This is a genomic window from bacterium, from assembly GCA_035308905.1.
GTDB lineage: Bacteria > Sysuimicrobiota > Sysuimicrobiia > Sysuimicrobiales > Segetimicrobiaceae > DASSJF01.
In genome coordinates this window covers 57,281-71,874 of the sequence record DATGFS010000011.1, presented here as the reverse complement: position 1 = coordinate 71,874, position 14,594 = coordinate 57,281, and the positions used below count along the sequence as shown (strand labels likewise).

Below are 14,594 nucleotides of genomic sequence, written 5' to 3'. Positions count from 1 at the left end.
CGTGCTGGCAGGCGCGTCCGCGACATGCGCCTGCCAATGCCGGTGCAGGGCCGTCTTGGAAACGCAGTATTGCGCCGCGATTTCCCGGAAGCAATTCCCCTCCGCCAAGGCCTCATTGATGGCCTCGCGCTGCGCGTGCGTGCAAACGGTGCACGGCCGTCCCACCTAAAACCCTTCCATGTCCCGACTAGAATCGACTGAATTCCGCAACTTAATTGTACGGGATGCGGGAAAGCTCGACGATTGAAGTCAAAGAATCCGTTCCATCAGGCGGGAAATGTGTTACGGTTTCGGCAGTTTCGGGAGGCCTTATCTCCTAACCCGTCATCACGTGAGGGCACGCACGGCTTGACGTCGGCGGGTATCGCATCGTTGCCACCGGTTGCCGGCATGCGCGGGGGTGGCCGCTTTGGCGCTGGCGGTGAACGTTCCCTTGATCGTGGGGGCCGGTGTCCTTCAATTCGCTAGGTCGCTTCCCCCGGGCCCGTCGCAGGACCGGGGCGGTCCTCTCGGGCGCCGGTTCGCCGGTTGCGCCGGATTGTGCCTGCGCCGTACGCCGCCAGGACCATCAGTTCCGGCTCAATCAGGTGGCGAAACCGCAGGTCCGGATGCGTGACGTAATAAACGAGCGGGAACAGAGCGACGACAGCGGTGAACGGGAAGGCCGCCGGAGACCGCCGCGCGATCGCGAGCCACAGTCCCGGGATCGCGACGAATGCGGGGAGTCCGAACAACACTTCGGGGAAGCGAATCACGCGGGCGGGCATGCCCGCGCCGAACCAGAAGTACAGAACATGCGTCGCGGTGCGGCGGGCGAAGAGTGCGGGGTGTCGTGTGATGAAGTCCAGTGCCTGGCGCCGCTTTTCGGCCATGTAGCGAAGTTCGCCGAGCGTCCGGTACCGCGCCATTTCGGCGGGGTTGACCGCAGGATGGATCCGCTGCCATGCCGCGGGGTCGTCTCTACCGGGTGAGTTGCCGAGTGCCAGCTCCAGCCCAAGGTTGGAGCGCAGGAGCACGCGTCCGAATACCACCTGGTTACGGACGATCCAGGGGGTGAGCACGATTGCGAACGCAACGGCCACGGCGGCCGCCGGACGGCCCCAGGACTGGCCGCAGCGGCTCTGCCGCCAGCACAACCACCCCAGGAATGCGGGCAGCAGGGGGAGGAAGGTCGTGTTGGCCAGGACCGCGACGCCCCACAGCACGCCGTACCGTGCTCCGTCGGCCGTGCGCATAGATTGCGCGAGGCGCAGCGTCGCAAGAAGGACGAGGGCGAACAGCAACGTTGACAGGCTGGTATCCCAAACCCATACGATCGGCCAGTAGACGGCAAATGGAAACACCGTCCAAATCCACCCAGCCCAGGTACCGGTTCTCTTGTCGAACGCCCGCCGGCCGATCAGGTAGATGACCGCCGCCGTAATCGCCGACAGGAGCGCATTCAGGGTCAACAAGGACATCGCGGAGGCGGTTGTATAGGTACCCCATACTTCAAAGGCCGCCGCCACGACAAACGGGTAGATCGGGCCCACCATTGCCGTCGGTCCGGTATGCCCGTGCAGCGGTGACCCGAAGCCACCGCCCGAAACCAGCGAGCGGGCGATGCGTCCCATTTCGGTGCCGAAGAGATAGTGGTCATGAATCGACGGGAACCGATAGCTGTGCAACAAAGACATGGCCGCCAGACGAAGGGCGAACGCCGTGAGCACCATCGCCCAGGGGAAGTTCCGGAACGACCATCCGCGATGCACGGCCACAAGCATAACGCACCCTCGTGCGCCGGTAAAACACTGGTGGGGACGACAGGTATGCCGGGTGCGGCGCGGGAAAAATACGTTGTGGATGCTTCGAAGGAACGCCGTGCAAGAGATCGGGCCCTTGTCCGGTCTTTCCGCGTGCTCGCGTCGTCCGGACGGCTTTGGACGCTGTTCGGGCTTCTCGTGGTTCTTCAGGCGATGGATCTTGCGACAACGTACTTGGCGTTGGCACGCGGCGCCCACGAAGCCAATCCCATCTTGCGCGATTTCCTGTTTACACCTGCGCTCCCGGTCCTCAAGGCGCTGGCGCTTGCGTTCTTGGCAGCACTCATCGTGCGCAGCGCGAATTGGGGGCGGCCGGCTCCCGTACGTCTTCTCGCGGTCACTCGATTGATCGTCGTGATCTACATCGGGATTGTCGCGAACAACGCCCTCTTGATCCTTCGCGTTCGCTGACCGGGTTCTGGCACCCCGGGGCCCCTCTCCCGGGCCGATTTGCGAGCAAATGGGGACTTTCCCTACCCTACCCTGAAACTACCCGCGCTGGGTAGTGGTGCCCGAGTGATCTAACGGGTATTGTCTAGGTTGGCAGGCCGACGTCAGGGGCACCGGCGAGGGGGAAACCCCGCCGGAACAGAGAAAGGAGGGACAAAACAAAACATGTCTTGGTTTTCATTCGTACAGATTTGGCTGGCCGGCAAGCTGCACCGAGACGAATACGGCCAGGGCACCGTGGAATACGTCCTGCTGATTCTGGGTGTGGTGCTGTTCCTGATCGTCGCTGCCCTTGCGCTGCAGGATGTGCTGAGCGGCGCGATCGCGAAGATCAGCTCCTGGATCGGCACACAGAACCCGCCGTAAAGGCCGGCGTGGTGTTGTGTATGTGTGGTGTTGTGTAGAGGGGGGGACGCGAATGAATGTGATTCAGTTCCTGCAGGCCTGGTTGGCCGGCAAGCTGCACCGGGACGAGCAGGGTCAGGGCACGGTGGAGTACGTCCTGCTGATTCTGGGTGTGGTGCTGTTACTGATCGTCGCTGCCCTTGCGCTGCAGGGTGTGCTGAGCGGCGCGATCGCGAAGATCAGCTCCTGGATCGGCACACAGAACCCGCCGTAAGGCCGGCGTGGAGTTGCGTAGAGGGGGATGCGAATGAATGTGATTCAGTTCCTGCAGGCGTGGCTGGCCGGCAAGCTGCACCGGGACGAGCAGGGTCAGGGCACGGTGGAGTACGTCCTGCTGATTCTGGGCGTCGTGCTGTTCCTGATTGTGGCTGCGCTTGCGCTGCAGGGTGTGCTGAGCGGCGCGATCGTGAAGATCAGTTCCTGGATGGGCGCTCAGAACCCGCCGTAAAGATGGCTGCGGGGGCCGGCGGGGGGGGCATACACGTGCTTGAGTTCGCACTCGCGCGGTTGACCAGCAAGCTGCACCGGGACGAGCAGGGTCAGGGCACGGTGGAGTACGTTCTGCTGATTCTGGGCGTGGTGCTCTTCCTGATTGTGGCCGCGTTTGCGCTGCAGGGCGTGCTGAGTACATCGATCTCGAAGATCGCCTCGTGGATGGGTATCCAGAGCGCGCCGTGATGTTCCGAGGCGAAAAACGAGGCGCCGCGCGCAGGCCATCTGTCACGCAGGGTGGCCTGCCGCGGTGCCTAACTCTGCCGTCCGTCATGATGAAGAGCGAGCGGGGTCAGTTTGCTCTTGAGATCGCCCTGCTGACGCCGTTGCTCTTGATCCTGGCGTTCCTGACGTTTGAGTTCGGGCGCGTGTTCGGCTCGTGGGTGATCATGACGAACGCGGCCCGTGAAGGGGCGCGATTGGGAATCATGCAGACGTGGTGCGCGCCGGGTACGGCCTGCACCACGTCCGATAACGCGATCACCCAGCGCGTCCAAACCACGGCCCAGCTCTTGACGGTGCAGACAGGCACCCCCTGCACGGTCTCGGGCAACTCGTCCTCCGCGCCGGCGACAAGCGCGTCGCTGCCGTCCGGCCAGACATCGTGCGTTGCGGTTGTGCGGTACGTCGACGGGGCCACGGGTGATCATATCTTGCAGGTGTGGGCGATCTACCAAGTCCAGACGCTCCTGCCGGTGACGGGTGCGATACCATTTGTTGGAACACTCGGTTACCCGACCACGTTGTCGGTCACGGGGCTCTCGAACGTGAGGTCTCTACAGTAACGCGAAGGGGCACGAGGGGAGAGAGACACATGACGAATCGTAGATGGGTCGTACCTGCACTCGCAATCATTCTGGCGCTTGTCACGACGGCCGTGGTGGTCGGCTACCTGCAGTCGCTACAGCACCGCACCGCGGTTGCGCCGGCCGTGCCGATGGAGGACGTCGTGGTCGCCACGCATCCCATTCCCACGCGTCACATCATCGCCGGCGGCGACCTTAAGGTGACCCAGGTTCCCGCGTCCGGCCGGCACCCCCGGGCGCTTCATGCCGTCGTCGAAGGCGTGAACCGGGTCGCCGTGACCGAGATCTTCGAAGGTGAACAGGTGATCACGGACATGCTGGCTCCGGCGGACGTCGGGGCGAGCCTGTCGTACGTCGTCCCGAAGGGCATGCGGGCGGTCACGATCGCAGTGAACGAGGTCGCGGACGTGGCCGGATTTGTCGCGCCCGGAGACCGAGTCGATATCGTGGGCACCGTCGTCGCGGGAGGCAACCCTGAGACGTCTCGAATCTTCCTGCAAAACGTGCTCGTGCTGGCAGGCGCGCAGCAGGCGGATCAAAAGCCCGGACAGCCCGCCAAGGTCACGACCTCGGTGACGGTGGCGCTCACCCCCGAACAGGTGGAGATGCTCACGGCGATCGACAACAGCGGAAGGGTGCGTCTTGCCCTTCGGCCGGCCGGCGTGAGCGGCACTGTGCAAACCCGGGGTCAGACGACTCTGAGCGCTCTGAACGGGCAGGGCGTCCCTGCGCCCGTGGTCGCCGCGCCGGCGGCTCGTCCCATCCCCGTTGTCATCCGGGTGACCGGGCCGGCGCCTGCGCCGAGTCAGAACATCGAAATCTGGCGGGGCGGCCAGAAGGAAACGGTGCACTTCTAAGGCGTTGTAGACGGGGCGTCCGGGGGACTCGGGTGGCATCACTTCTACGGATTGTCGTCGCGACGGGCGACCAGGCGGTGCAGCGCTTGGTCGAAAGCGCGGTCTTGAAGCACCCCGGCGCCCGCGTGGTGGCGGAGGTCGTCAAGGCCGACGAGCTCGAGGATGTGATTGCGCACCGCGGGCCGCAGCTGGTGTTCCTGGCAACGAACCTCGGGGACGCGAGTGGATTCGAACTGGCCGCGAGGATATCGCGGCGCCATCCAGGCATCTACATCATTCTGGTATCGTCTCACGCGGTCTCGCCGGATGACCTTCGCCAGGCGATGCGGGCCGGGGCGCGGGATTGCCTCAGCACGCCCTTGGACGAAGCCGCGGTCTTGCGCGTGCTCGCCGAGGCGGGCGAATTGGACAACGTGGGTGGCGCGCGCCGCGGGTTGGTCCTCGCCGTATTGTCGAGCAAGGGTGGCGTCGGGAAGACCACCGTCGCGGTCAACCTCGCGATCGCTCTAAAGGGGCTGCAGGACGGCCGGGTGGCCCTGGTCGACGGCGACCTGTACTTTGGCGACGTGGCGGCGCTGATGAACATCCGTCCCGAGCGCACGATTCGCGAGATGAGTCAGGCGCTTTCTGTGGAGATCGCCGAGCGATTCCTCAACCGGCATGAGAGCGGGGTCGAGGTGCTGGCGGCACCCCTCCGGACCGAGTTGGCGGAAGAGGTGCCGCCGGAGCGTTTTCGCGAGACGCTCAACGTCCTCCAGGCACTGTACAGCGTCGTCGTCGTCGATGTCAGCGTGTCGTCGTTCGAGGCGATGCTCGCAGCCCTGGAAGTGGCCGATCTGGCGGTCGAGCTCACCACGCTGGATGTGGTGTGCCTCAAGGACACAAGCCAAATGCACGAAATGCTGACGCAGCTGCGGTTCCCCATACAGAATTTGCTGCTGGTCGGGAATGCCGTCGACGAGCGGCATTCCCTGCCCCGGCGCGACGTAGAGAAGGCGCTCGGGATGAAGTTCGTGGCGCTGCTACCGCGGGATGATCGGGTGATCGCATCCGCCAACAGCGGCATGCCGCTGATCATGACCGACCCCGAGACGCCGTTTGCCCAGCAGATTCGTGCGCTTGCCAAGACCGTGATGGCATACATCGGGAGAGTGGATCGTGTCACTGCGTAGGCGGCTCGACGAGGTCAGCGAGCGCGGGTGGTCGGAACCCTATCAGGCGTTGAAGAACGACGTCCACCGGCGCCTCGTCGAGGATCTTGGACGCCGCGGCACGAGCTGGACGCGCGAGGAAGTCGAGCGGGAGGTGGGCCGGATCCTCGACTCGGGGACCGAGCTTCTTACGCGGGTGGACCGCGCGAAGCTCATCAGCGACATCGTCGACGAAGCGATGGGCTACGGACCGATCGAGCCTCTGGTCCGCGACGCCGGCATTACCGAAATCATGGTCAACGGACCCAACGTCGTATTTGCCGAGCAGGCCGGCAAGATTTTCCCGACCGCGATCCGGTTCCGCGACGACCAGCACGTCATGCGTATCATCGAAAAGATCGTCTCCGAGGTGGGCCGCCGGATCGATGAGGCGCAGCCCTACGTTGACGCGCGGCTGCCCGACGGCTCACGGGTGAACGCCATCATTCCGCCGCTGGCCCTCAACGGGCCGTGTCTGACCATCCGGAAGTTCGCCCGTGATCCCTACGTCGCCGAGGATCTCATCAACTTCGGGACGATGACGGCCGAGATGGCCCAGGTGCTGCGCGCCGCCGTCGCCGCGAAGATGAACGTCGTCGTGAGTGGGGGCACCGGCGCCGGCAAGACGACCCTCCTCAACGTGCTCAGCATGTTCATTCCGCCGACGGAGCGCATCATCACGATCGAGGACGCGGCCGAACTCCAGCTGAAGCATGAGCACTGGGTGCGTCTGGAGACCCGGCCGCCGAATATCGAAGGACGAGGGCAGGTCACGACGCGGGATCTGGTGCGGAACGCCCTCCGGATGCGTCCAGACCGGATCATCGTCGGCGAGGTCCGGGGCGGCGAGGCGCTCGACATGCTGCAGGCGCTGAACACCGGCCACGAGGGCAGCCTGACCACCGTGCACGCGAACTCGCCGCGGGATGGGCTCGCGCGTATCGAAACGATGGTCCTGATGGCGGGAGTCGAACTGCCGACGCGGGCAATTCGGGAACAGGTCTCGTCGGCCATCCACGTCGTCGTGCATGTGTCGCGCTACATCGACGGCGTCCGCCGGGTGGCCAAGGTCTCCGAAGTCACCGGGATGGAAGGCGACATCATTACGATGCAGGACATTGCGCTCTTTGTTCAGGAGGGCATCGGACCTGACGGCCGGGTGCTCGGTCAGCATACCTTTACCGGCATCCGGCCCCGGTTCTACGATCGGTTGAAGCCGGCCGGCGTCGAGCTCCCCTTGTCCATATTCCTACGCTGAGGATCGCACGATGTGGCTGACCGCGATACTGGTATTCGTGACGGTCCTGCTGATAGCGCAACTGGTATTGGTGCGCTTGATGACGCCGCGCTTTGCGGCCGCCGAGCGCCTGAGTGGTTTCGTGCGTCCGATGCACGGCGGAGCGGCGGCCGCCGGTACCAGCCGCTGGAGCGAAATCCCGTCGATCGACCGCGCGATGGCGGGGTGGAACCTTGGACGCCACTTGGAACGTCTGCTCGACGCGGCCGATGCGCCGATCAAACCTTTCGAGTTTCTCCTGATCGCCGTGGTGAGCGGTCTGGTGGCGGCCGTCATCGGCCTCGTCGCGGCCCGCGACAGTCTCATCGTCGTACCGGCGGCGGCTGCGGGCGTCGGGGTGCCGTTTTTGTGGCTGCTCCTCAAGCGAAACCGGCGCCGCGACGCGTTCACCCGGCAACTCCCGGACGCGCTGCAGGCGCTTGCCGGGGCGCTTCGCGTCGGCCTCGGGCTCAACCAGGGGATGGCGATGGTGGCGTCCGATCATCCTTATCCGATCTCGGCTGAGTTCGCGCGGGCGCAGCGCGAAATGAACCTCGGGCTCGGCACCGAGCAAGTTTTGTTGAACATGGCGGCGCGGGTCCGCAGCGACGATTTCGACCTGGCCGTTGCCGGCATCTTGACCAACCGGCAGGTCGGGGGCAACCTGGCGGAGCTTTTGGATCAGGTAACCGCGACGCTCCGTGAGCGCGTGAAGCTGAAGAACTTTATTCGGGTGCTCACCTCCCAGCAGCGTATCTCGTCCGTGATTGTTGTTGCGATTCCCCCCATCCTGATGGTCGTTCTGCTCGTCGGCATGCGCGAGTACTCGAGCTACCTGGTGACCACGCGGATCGGCCACATCATGCTGGCTATCTCGGTCGTGATGCAGCTGCTCGGTATTTACTTCATCCGGCGCATCGGCGCCATCGAGGTCTGAGAATGATCCCGATCGCGATCGCAGTGCTGGTCTTTGGCACGGTGCTTCTTGCCACCGTCGCGCTGCTGCAGCGGTCGCCGGAGCGGCAATTGGTCGCGGAGCGGCTGAGGGAACTCGGTGCGCAAGGGATGCCCCGGGAATCGACGCTTGCGCTGCCCTTCACAGCGCGGGCGCTCGGCCCCATCTTACAGTCCGTCGCCAGGCTGGCGGCCAGACTGACGCCGGCCGGATCCTTGGCCGCTGTGCGGGCCAACCTCCTGCGCGCGGGCAACCGTACGACCGATCCCGTGGTCTGGATCGCCTGGAAGTGGTTGCGCGCGGGCGCGCTGGGCATCGTGGTGCTCGTGCTCACCAGGCACGCCCCCGTCGGGACGCCCGTGCTGTTTGCGATCGTCGCCGGGGCGCTCGGGTACGCGTGGTCCGAATTCTCCCTTCGCCGCACCATCCTGCGCCGCCAGGCCCGGATTGTACGGGAACTGCCGGAAACGCTCGATCTGTTGACCGTGACGGTGGAGGCAGGTCTTGGTCTCGATCAGGCGCTCGAGACCGTGTCGTCCCGGCGGCGCGGGCCGATCAGCGACGAGATCAAGGTGTACTTGGACGAAGTCGGCCTCGGCAGCGACCGTCAGGCGGCGATGAAGGCCATCGGAAGCCGCACCGGGGTGGAGGACCTCGTGTCGTTTACGTCCACCCTGGTACGGGCCATGGAGTTCGGGGTCAACATCGCCCAGGTGCTGCGCGTTCAGTCCGAAGACGCGCGGACGCGCCGGCGCCAGCGGATTGAAGAGCGCGCCTACAAAGCGCCCGTGAAAATGCTGTTCCCGCTTATTTTCCTGATCCTGCCGGCCCTCTTCGTCGTGGTGGCGGGTCCGGGGTTTGTCAGAATCTATACTCAATTCATGAGCTCGGGCGGACCCGGTTTTGGGGCGCCGGCGCCCGGACGGTAGTGGCCGGCAGCCCGGCATGCGTCGATTCTAGGGGGGAGAAAATGTCACCGTTGCGTCGCGCTCGGCCGATAGCAGGAGTGATCGCGCTTTTCGTTGCGGTAGTCGTTGCGGCACCAAGCGGGCAGGCGCAGGGACTCCCGGCGCTCGTCGTTCCGGTGAACTACGGCCGGCTGCTCGACATTGCGAATCTCCAGCGCGTCGTGGTCGCCGCGCCGGAAATCGCGGACGTCAATCTGATCACACGGAATCAATTAATGGTCCTCGGGAAGCGCATCGGCGAGACGACGCTCACCGTGTGGACGGCGGCCGGGGTCAGCACCTATCGCGTGGTCGTCGTCGCCGCGAGCAGCGCGGACCTCACGAAGACCCTGCGGGACGTGCTGGGGGAGCCGGAGATCCGGGCCAACGTCGTGGGCGGCATCGTGGTGCTCGATGGAGCGGTGGCCACAGACGCCGCGAAGGCGCAGGCCGAGCAGATCGCCTCGGCATTCGGCAGGGTGCTGGACCGGATGACGGTCCGTCAGCCCAGCCTGCCTCCCACGCAGGTGCAGCAGCAACAGCTTGCGGCGGCTCTTCACGACTACCCCAACGTCAGCATTACCGTCACCAGCCCGGATACCGTTCGGATCGACGGCGTCGTGGAGACGACGTACGATCAGGCGAAGGTCGAATCGATTGCCAAAACCTACTTCAAGAACGTCACAATGATGGTCCGTGTGCACAACCCCGTGGAGATCCAAATCGCCACGGTGGTGGCTGAAATCAACCTCACGGCGATGAACGACATCGGTGTCCGATATGGCGGGGGCAGCACCGCCGCCCCCTTCTTGGGGACCCCGGGAATCTTCGACTTCGGCCTGTTCACAGCACCCAACGTTGCCGCCAGCGCTCTGCAAACGCTGATTGGAGAGATCCACTTCCTGGAACAGCGGAACGCGGCACGTACCCTGGCCAACCCGCGGCTCGTGGTGATGGAGGGTCAGTCGGCCAAGCTCCTCGTCGGCGGTCAGGTCCCGATCCCCACCGTGACCACGAACGGTCAGACGACGATCACCTTCCAGGAGTTCGGCGTCCGGCTCGAGTTCAAGCCGAGCGTGCAGCCGGGCGCCCCGATCAGCTTGAATCTTCTGACCGAGGTGAGCAACCTCGATTTCGCGAACGCCATTGTCGCGAACGGCTTTACGATTCCGACCATCACGACGCGCCGTGCCGAGACGGTGGTGGCGATGGAGCCCGGACAGTTTCTCGCGATCGGCGGGCTGATACAAAACACGAACTCTAAGGTGGTCAACAAACTGCCGATCCTGGGCGATATCCCGATCCTCGGGGAGCTCTTCCGGAGCACGACGTTTCAGAAGGGCGAAAGCGAACTCGTGATCTTCGTGGCGCCGAGCATCGTGCGACCGACGACGACGCCTCCGCCTCTGCCGACGCTGCCCAATCCCGAGGACCTGAACCCCTGACCGAGGTGCCGGCGTGTATGTTGTGAACCAAACGCGGGGAACATTTCTCGGCGTCGACATCAAGCGGGCCGGGGGCTTCCACGCCCGGCTGATCGGATTGTACCGACACCGGAATCTGTCGCTGGGTGATGGCGTCTGGCTGGTGCCCTGTAGGGGGGTGCAGACGATTGGGATGCGGACCGCCATCGACGTGGTCTTTCTCAACGCCAAACTCCGGGTCGTACGGATTTACCACCAGCTCCCGCCCGGGCGTGTCATCCTATGGGTGCCCGGCGCGCATTCCGCGCTCGAAATTCCGGCGGGCGCCGTCCGCAGCAGCGAAACGGGCGTGGGTGATACTCTTCGATTCGCCGACAGCCTCCCGGTGGGTTTCACCGACGCGCCGGTAGAGGAGAAACGCGATTCGCTCTCGCCGACGCAAGTGTAGGGCAGCGCCGCGGACGACGCGGGAAGGAGCGTACAGGTGTTGGTCAAATTGATGGCCGTTCGGCCCACGGACATTGATGAGGGCGCCCTCCGGACAAACGCCGCGGGCGCTGTCACCGTTCGGCCGTGTGATGTCGAAGGCGATGACGGGACGACCGTTCGCGCGTTCGGCGTCTCGGCGGATTTCTTCCCTGTGGGGTCGGACCAGAGGACCTTCCGCACTCTCGAGGGCGCCATGGGTCTTGTTGTTGCCCTTGTGCTTGCCGCCGAGGACACGACGCGGCGGTCGCGTCTCAAACGATCGACGATCGAGATTCAGGTGGAGATCTAACATACCTCGAAACTGGAGGAAAGCAACAAGACGGCACAACGCGCGCGTCGATCAGCGGAGACGCTCATGACCATGTCGCGGAACCAGGACAGCGCTGTCGCCGTCCTGGCCAAGATTGCGACCGAGTTTTCGGCCCTGACCGTGAGCCTGCCCGTGTTCCTGAATCGCGCGCTCAGCGTCCTCGGCCAAGAGCTCGGTATGGACAATTGTGTTGTCGCGCTCCTGGACGAACGGGGAGCGGGGCGCCTCGTCGTGCGGGCCGCGTCGGGACTTGCCGCTGCCCGTCTCGGAAAGCCTCTCCATGCCGACGTTTACGCGCGGGTCATGGACAGCGGCCGGGCCGAGTTGATCCCCGATCCGGGACCGGACACCGGCCCGGCCTTTCGCTCCTGCGTCGGCGCTCCCATCGTCGTACACGGTCGGGCGGTCGGTCTCCTGATCGCGTACCGGCCCCATCCCGGACAATTTACCGAGCACGACGTCAACCTCATGGTTGTCGTGGCGCGCTATTTCTCGAGCGCCATCGAGTTGGCGCGCCTCCATGAACAGCCGCTTGCCGGTCCTCAAACCGATCCGCTTACCGATCTGGAAAGCGAGCCGGCGTTTCGGGATGTCTTGGAACGGGAACTCCGTCGAGGACAACGGCACGAAGAGCCGACGGCGCTCTTGTGCTTGGACATCGACGGTTTCGCCGCGATTCGCGAGAAATACGACGCCGTTCTCCAAGACACGCTGGTGCGAAACCTGGCCAAGCTGGTGCGAAGCGTGCTGCGCGAAACGGACCGGGTGGCACGGAGTTCGAGCGGCCTTCTGCTTTTGCTGCCTCGCACGCCCAAGCGTGCTGGGATCAGCGTCGCCGAACGCATCCGGCAGCGCGCCAGTACCGTTGTGGCCGAGAGTGGTCCCTCGATCACCGTGAGTCTCGGCGTTGGCGAATCGCCGCACGACGGCGCCTTCGCGGAGGCGCTATTGACCGCGGCAAGAGGCGCCCTGCAGGAGGCCCAACGACAGGGCGGAGATCGTGTTCAGGCCGCCAGGGCTGCGAAGTAGGGAGTGCTCAGCCGACGAAACCGTCGCCCGTTTCTGCGTTGCTGATGGAATGGCGCAAGCCTTTGGCGACCATCATCGCCTGGCCCCGGTCGCGGATGCCGAGCTTGCGGAAGATGTTCTTGAGATGGAATTTGATCGTGTTTTCGGAAACCCAGCAGCGCGACGCGATCTCGCCGTTCGTCTGCCCGTCGGCCAGATAGCCAAAAATCTCCATTTCGCGCGGTGTGAGATGGACATTTTGCAGCGTGGTCGAGGGATTGCTGAGTTGCATGAGCCGCGCGAGCACGTCGGCGGCCCGTTCGAGGCGTTCCGCAATGTCGCTCAGCGCTCGACCGAACTCGAGACTCTGTTCACGCGTAAGTTCTCTCTGCCCGTTGATGAGCCGTGCGCTCATCCGGGTAAGAATGTCGATGTGGTCTCTGGTGGCGCGAAGTTCCGCGCGTCTTGACATCGGGCTCAGGTCTCGATCACTCCCCGCCGCGTCTCGTCGAACACGCTAGGGTTCAGCGCGCAGAAAGCGGCCCAGAAGTGCATCCAATATGTTACCATACTTTGTCAATCTCGCGACCCGGCGAGTCTAGAAGACATCGGCGAAGGTGTTAGCACCCGCGATACTCTTAATAGCGGCAAGGGGTCTATCCTCTTCCCATTCCATGCGGCGACCCTGTAGGATGACGCTATCGATTACACTGTGATGCTTGCTCAGAAGTGATGCGAGGCGACACGCGGGGGGGCCCGGGTACAACTGGGAACATGATGAGCGAATCGACTCCTCCCGTCCTGTCGTCCGCCGACGCCCTTATCGTCTCCGGCGTTCCCGTCGTCTCCGGCGTTCCCGCCGCACCCGTTGCGCCGGTGTTCACGGATTCGCGGGATGCTCAGGGGCGGGTCGGGGAACTCGGGAGACCGCCGGAAAATGCGGCCGCGGCGCCTGAGGCCGTTCCGGTCGTCATCGCGGAAGACGAGGATCTGTTCCGAGACCTCCTCTCGACCGTGCTGTCGGAGACCGGGAAGGTTACGGTGCTCGGTGCATATCCCGACGCTGAGGCCGCGATCGAGGCCACGCGGCGCCTGCATCCCAAAGTTGTTGTGCTCGATATCGAACTGAGAGGTGCGCTGAACGGCATCCACGCGGGACTCTTAATTCGTCAAGAGTTTCCAGATATCGGTATCGTATGGTTATCCGGATACAAGCGACCGTACCTGCCGGTCTCGTTTCAGCAGCAGACGACGAGCGGCTGGGCGTACCTCCTGAAGCAGTCCGGAACGGACGTCACGGCGATCGTGGCTGCGATTGAGGCCGTGGCAAAGGGGTTTGTCGTCCTCGATTCGCAAATTGCGGACTCGATGAACCGTCTGCTCAATACATGGATCCCGATGCTGAGCCCGCCGCAATATGACGTGCTCTCCTTGATGGCGCAGGGCTTCGGCAACGCGGCCGTCGCCGAGGCTCTCGGTCTGTCGCAGAAATCCGTAGACGGGATCGTCAATCAAATCTACCGCCATCTACAACTCAACCACCCCACGGCCGCGAAGCATCGCCGGGTGGAGACGGTTCTCCATTATCTCCGGGGGAGCGGCATGCCGGCGCTGCCAACGTCCGGAAGGCCGGCCGGGTAGGCCACAGCGTTCCCGAAGACCGGCACCATGGATTGTACTTCCCGCGCCGCGTCGAGCGGCATCCCGCGATGGAGGTCTCTCGACGTTTGATCTTGCCGGAGGTGACCTCGACCGAGATGGTGAACAAATTGGCGGGCGCGGACGCGCGCAATTGGGGAGAGATGCCGGGGATGCCGACGGGGCCGTTTCGGGTGGGACAGGTGAACGGCATCCCGGTGATTGAGGTCGCAGGAGATGTCGATGCGAGCAACGCGCACACTCTCGAAGCCGCGCTGGAGCAGGCGGCGCTGATGGACGAGCAACCGGTGGTTGTGTCGTTAGGAGGCAGCACGTACTTCGACAGCCGCGGAATGCACATGCTTCTGCGGTTCAACCGACGCCTGGAGAAGCGCCGGCGGCGGCTGCTGGTGGTCGTACCGTGGCAGCACCCGCTGAAGGCAGTCCTCGATGCTCTCGGAAGCGCCGCGCACATCACCGTCGTGCAAACGCTCGCCGAGGCGCTCGCCGCGGCGCACGCCCAAGTCTAGGCCGGGAGGCGCTCG

Annotated in this window: 19 protein-coding genes; 17 read left to right on the top strand and 2 right to left on the bottom strand. The window is 64.4% G+C overall.

Features of this window, described 5'->3' with window-relative positions:
* Positions 1-464 precede the first annotated feature (464 nt).
* Positions 465-1,712 (bottom strand): glycosyltransferase family 39 protein, encoded by a 1,248-nt coding sequence (locus tag VKT83_03940; protein HLY21599.1) that lies wholly within the window; start codon positions 1,710-1,712, stop codon positions 465-467.
* A 33-nt stretch (positions 1,713-1,745) separates the two neighbouring features.
* On the opposite strand from VKT83_03940, the gene VKT83_03935 reads away from it, so the two are divergent.
* The 15 genes from VKT83_03935 to VKT83_03865 all read left to right on the top strand — a co-directional run bounded on the left by VKT83_03935 (position 1,746) and on the right by VKT83_03865 (position 12,432).
* Positions 1,746-2,213 (top strand): DUF5658 family protein, encoded by a 468-nt coding sequence (locus VKT83_03935; protein ID HLY21598.1) that lies wholly within the window; start codon positions 1,746-1,748, stop codon positions 2,211-2,213.
* 204 nt (positions 2,214-2,417) lie between these two features.
* The gene (locus VKT83_03930) at positions 2,418-2,618 is read left to right on the top strand and encodes a hypothetical protein (protein HLY21597.1); all 201 of its coding nucleotides are present in this window, start codon (positions 2,418-2,420) and stop codon (positions 2,616-2,618) included.
* 52 nt (positions 2,619-2,670) lie between these two features.
* Positions 2,671-2,871: a hypothetical protein gene (locus tag VKT83_03925; protein HLY21596.1), complete on the top strand. Its 201-nt coding sequence runs from the start codon at positions 2,671-2,673 to the stop codon at positions 2,869-2,871.
* A 33-nt stretch (positions 2,872-2,904) separates the two neighbouring features.
* Positions 2,905-3,105 (top strand): hypothetical protein, encoded by a 201-nt coding sequence (locus VKT83_03920; protein ID HLY21595.1) that lies wholly within the window; start codon positions 2,905-2,907, stop codon positions 3,103-3,105.
* 35 nt (positions 3,106-3,140) lie between these two features.
* On the top strand, positions 3,141-3,335 hold the full coding sequence (locus tag VKT83_03915) for a hypothetical protein (GenBank protein ID HLY21594.1): 195 nt from the start codon (positions 3,141-3,143) through the stop codon (positions 3,333-3,335).
* 86 nt (positions 3,336-3,421) lie between these two features.
* Positions 3,422-3,934 carry a TadE family protein gene (locus VKT83_03910; protein HLY21593.1) on the top strand — a complete coding sequence of 171 codons (513 nt, stop codon included), beginning with the start codon at positions 3,422-3,424 and terminating at the stop codon, positions 3,932-3,934.
* Between the two features lie 29 nt (positions 3,935-3,963).
* Positions 3,964-4,812 (top strand): Flp pilus assembly protein CpaB, encoded by an 849-nt coding sequence (gene cpaB, locus VKT83_03905; GenBank protein ID HLY21592.1) that lies wholly within the window; start codon positions 3,964-3,966, stop codon positions 4,810-4,812.
* 77 nt (positions 4,813-4,889) lie between these two features.
* Complete coding sequence (locus VKT83_03900; GenBank protein HLY21591.1) at positions 4,890-5,984, top strand: P-loop NTPase; 1,095 nt, start codon at positions 4,890-4,892, stop codon at positions 5,982-5,984.
* Positions 5,971-7,260, top strand: a complete 1,290-nt coding sequence (locus VKT83_03895) for a CpaF family protein (protein ID HLY21590.1) — start codon at positions 5,971-5,973, stop codon at positions 7,258-7,260. The genes VKT83_03900 and VKT83_03895 overlap by 14 nt, the downstream gene beginning before the upstream one ends.
* Positions 7,261-7,270: 10 nt before the next feature.
* A complete protein-coding gene (locus tag VKT83_03890) occupies positions 7,271-8,215 on the top strand; it encodes a type II secretion system F family protein (GenBank protein ID HLY21589.1) in 945 nt (314 codons plus the stop codon).
* 2 nt (positions 8,216-8,217) lie between these two features.
* Positions 8,218-9,162 carry a type II secretion system F family protein gene (locus VKT83_03885; GenBank protein HLY21588.1) on the top strand — a complete coding sequence of 315 codons (945 nt, stop codon included), beginning with the start codon at positions 8,218-8,220 and terminating at the stop codon, positions 9,160-9,162.
* A gap of 77 nt (positions 9,163-9,239) precedes the next feature.
* A complete protein-coding gene (locus tag VKT83_03880) occupies positions 9,240-10,625 on the top strand; it encodes a pilus assembly protein N-terminal domain-containing protein (protein HLY21587.1) in 1,386 nt (461 codons plus the stop codon).
* 13 nt (positions 10,626-10,638) lie between these two features.
* On the top strand, positions 10,639-11,052 hold the full coding sequence (locus VKT83_03875; protein ID HLY21586.1) for a DUF192 domain-containing protein: 414 nt from the start codon (positions 10,639-10,641) through the stop codon (positions 11,050-11,052).
* A 39-nt stretch (positions 11,053-11,091) separates the two neighbouring features.
* Entirely contained in the window at positions 11,092-11,382 is a 291-nt protein-coding gene (locus tag VKT83_03870) for a hypothetical protein (protein HLY21585.1), read from the top strand.
* A gap of 66 nt (positions 11,383-11,448) precedes the next feature.
* Entirely contained in the window at positions 11,449-12,432 is a 984-nt protein-coding gene (locus tag VKT83_03865) for a sensor domain-containing diguanylate cyclase (GenBank protein ID HLY21584.1), read from the top strand.
* Positions 12,433-12,439: 7 nt separating this feature from the next.
* Here VKT83_03865 and VKT83_03860 read toward each other — a convergent pair whose 3' ends face one another.
* A complete protein-coding gene (locus tag VKT83_03860; GenBank protein ID HLY21583.1) occupies positions 12,440-12,826 on the bottom strand; it encodes a helix-turn-helix transcriptional regulator in 387 nt (128 codons plus the stop codon).
* A gap of 317 nt (positions 12,827-13,143) precedes the next feature.
* Here VKT83_03860 and VKT83_03855 point away from each other — a divergent pair, with 317 nt between their 5' ends.
* Positions 13,144-14,052 carry a response regulator transcription factor gene (locus VKT83_03855; protein HLY21582.1) on the top strand — a complete coding sequence of 303 codons (909 nt, stop codon included), beginning with the start codon at positions 13,144-13,146 and terminating at the stop codon, positions 14,050-14,052.
* A gap of 116 nt (positions 14,053-14,168) precedes the next feature.
* Positions 14,169-14,579 carry an STAS domain-containing protein gene (locus VKT83_03850; protein ID HLY21581.1) on the top strand — a complete coding sequence of 137 codons (411 nt, stop codon included), beginning with the start codon at positions 14,169-14,171 and terminating at the stop codon, positions 14,577-14,579.
* The last annotated feature ends 15 nt before the right edge of the window (positions 14,580-14,594 follow it).

Bases quoted from the DNA above. Each gene is read 5' to 3' on its own strand.
- VKT83_03910 (HLY21593.1), top strand. From the start codon at position 3,422: ATGATGAAGAGCGAGCGGGGTCAGTTTGCTCTTGAGATCGCCCTGCTG.
- VKT83_03865 (HLY21584.1), top strand. From the start codon at position 11,449: ATGACCATGTCGCGGAACCAGGACAGCGCTGTCGCCGTCCTGGCCAAG.
- VKT83_03925 (HLY21596.1), top strand. From the start codon at position 2,671: ATGAATGTGATTCAGTTCCTGCAGGCCTGGTTGGCCGGCAAGCTGCAC.
- VKT83_03850 (HLY21581.1), top strand. From the start codon at position 14,169: ATGGTGAACAAATTGGCGGGCGCGGACGCGCGCAATTGGGGAGAGATG.
- VKT83_03930 (HLY21597.1), top strand. From the start codon at position 2,418: ATGTCTTGGTTTTCATTCGTACAGATTTGGCTGGCCGGCAAGCTGCAC.
- VKT83_03940 (HLY21599.1), bottom strand. From the start codon at position 1,712: ATGGTGCTCACGGCGTTCGCCCTTCGTCTGGCGGCCATGTCTTTGTTG.
- VKT83_03890 (HLY21589.1), top strand. From the start codon at position 7,271: ATGTGGCTGACCGCGATACTGGTATTCGTGACGGTCCTGCTGATAGCG.
- VKT83_03855 (HLY21582.1), top strand. From the start codon at position 13,144: ATGCGAGGCGACACGCGGGGGGGCCCGGGTACAACTGGGAACATGATG.
- VKT83_03860 (HLY21583.1), bottom strand. From the start codon at position 12,826: ATGAGCGCACGGCTCATCAACGGGCAGAGAGAACTTACGCGTGAACAG.
- cpaB (HLY21592.1), top strand. From the start codon at position 3,964: ATGACGAATCGTAGATGGGTCGTACCTGCACTCGCAATCATTCTGGCG.
- VKT83_03920 (HLY21595.1), top strand. From the start codon at position 2,905: ATGAATGTGATTCAGTTCCTGCAGGCGTGGCTGGCCGGCAAGCTGCAC.
- VKT83_03885 (HLY21588.1), top strand. From the start codon at position 8,218: ATGATCCCGATCGCGATCGCAGTGCTGGTCTTTGGCACGGTGCTTCTT.
- VKT83_03935 (HLY21598.1), top strand. From the start codon at position 1,746: ATGCACGGCCACAAGCATAACGCACCCTCGTGCGCCGGTAAAACACTG.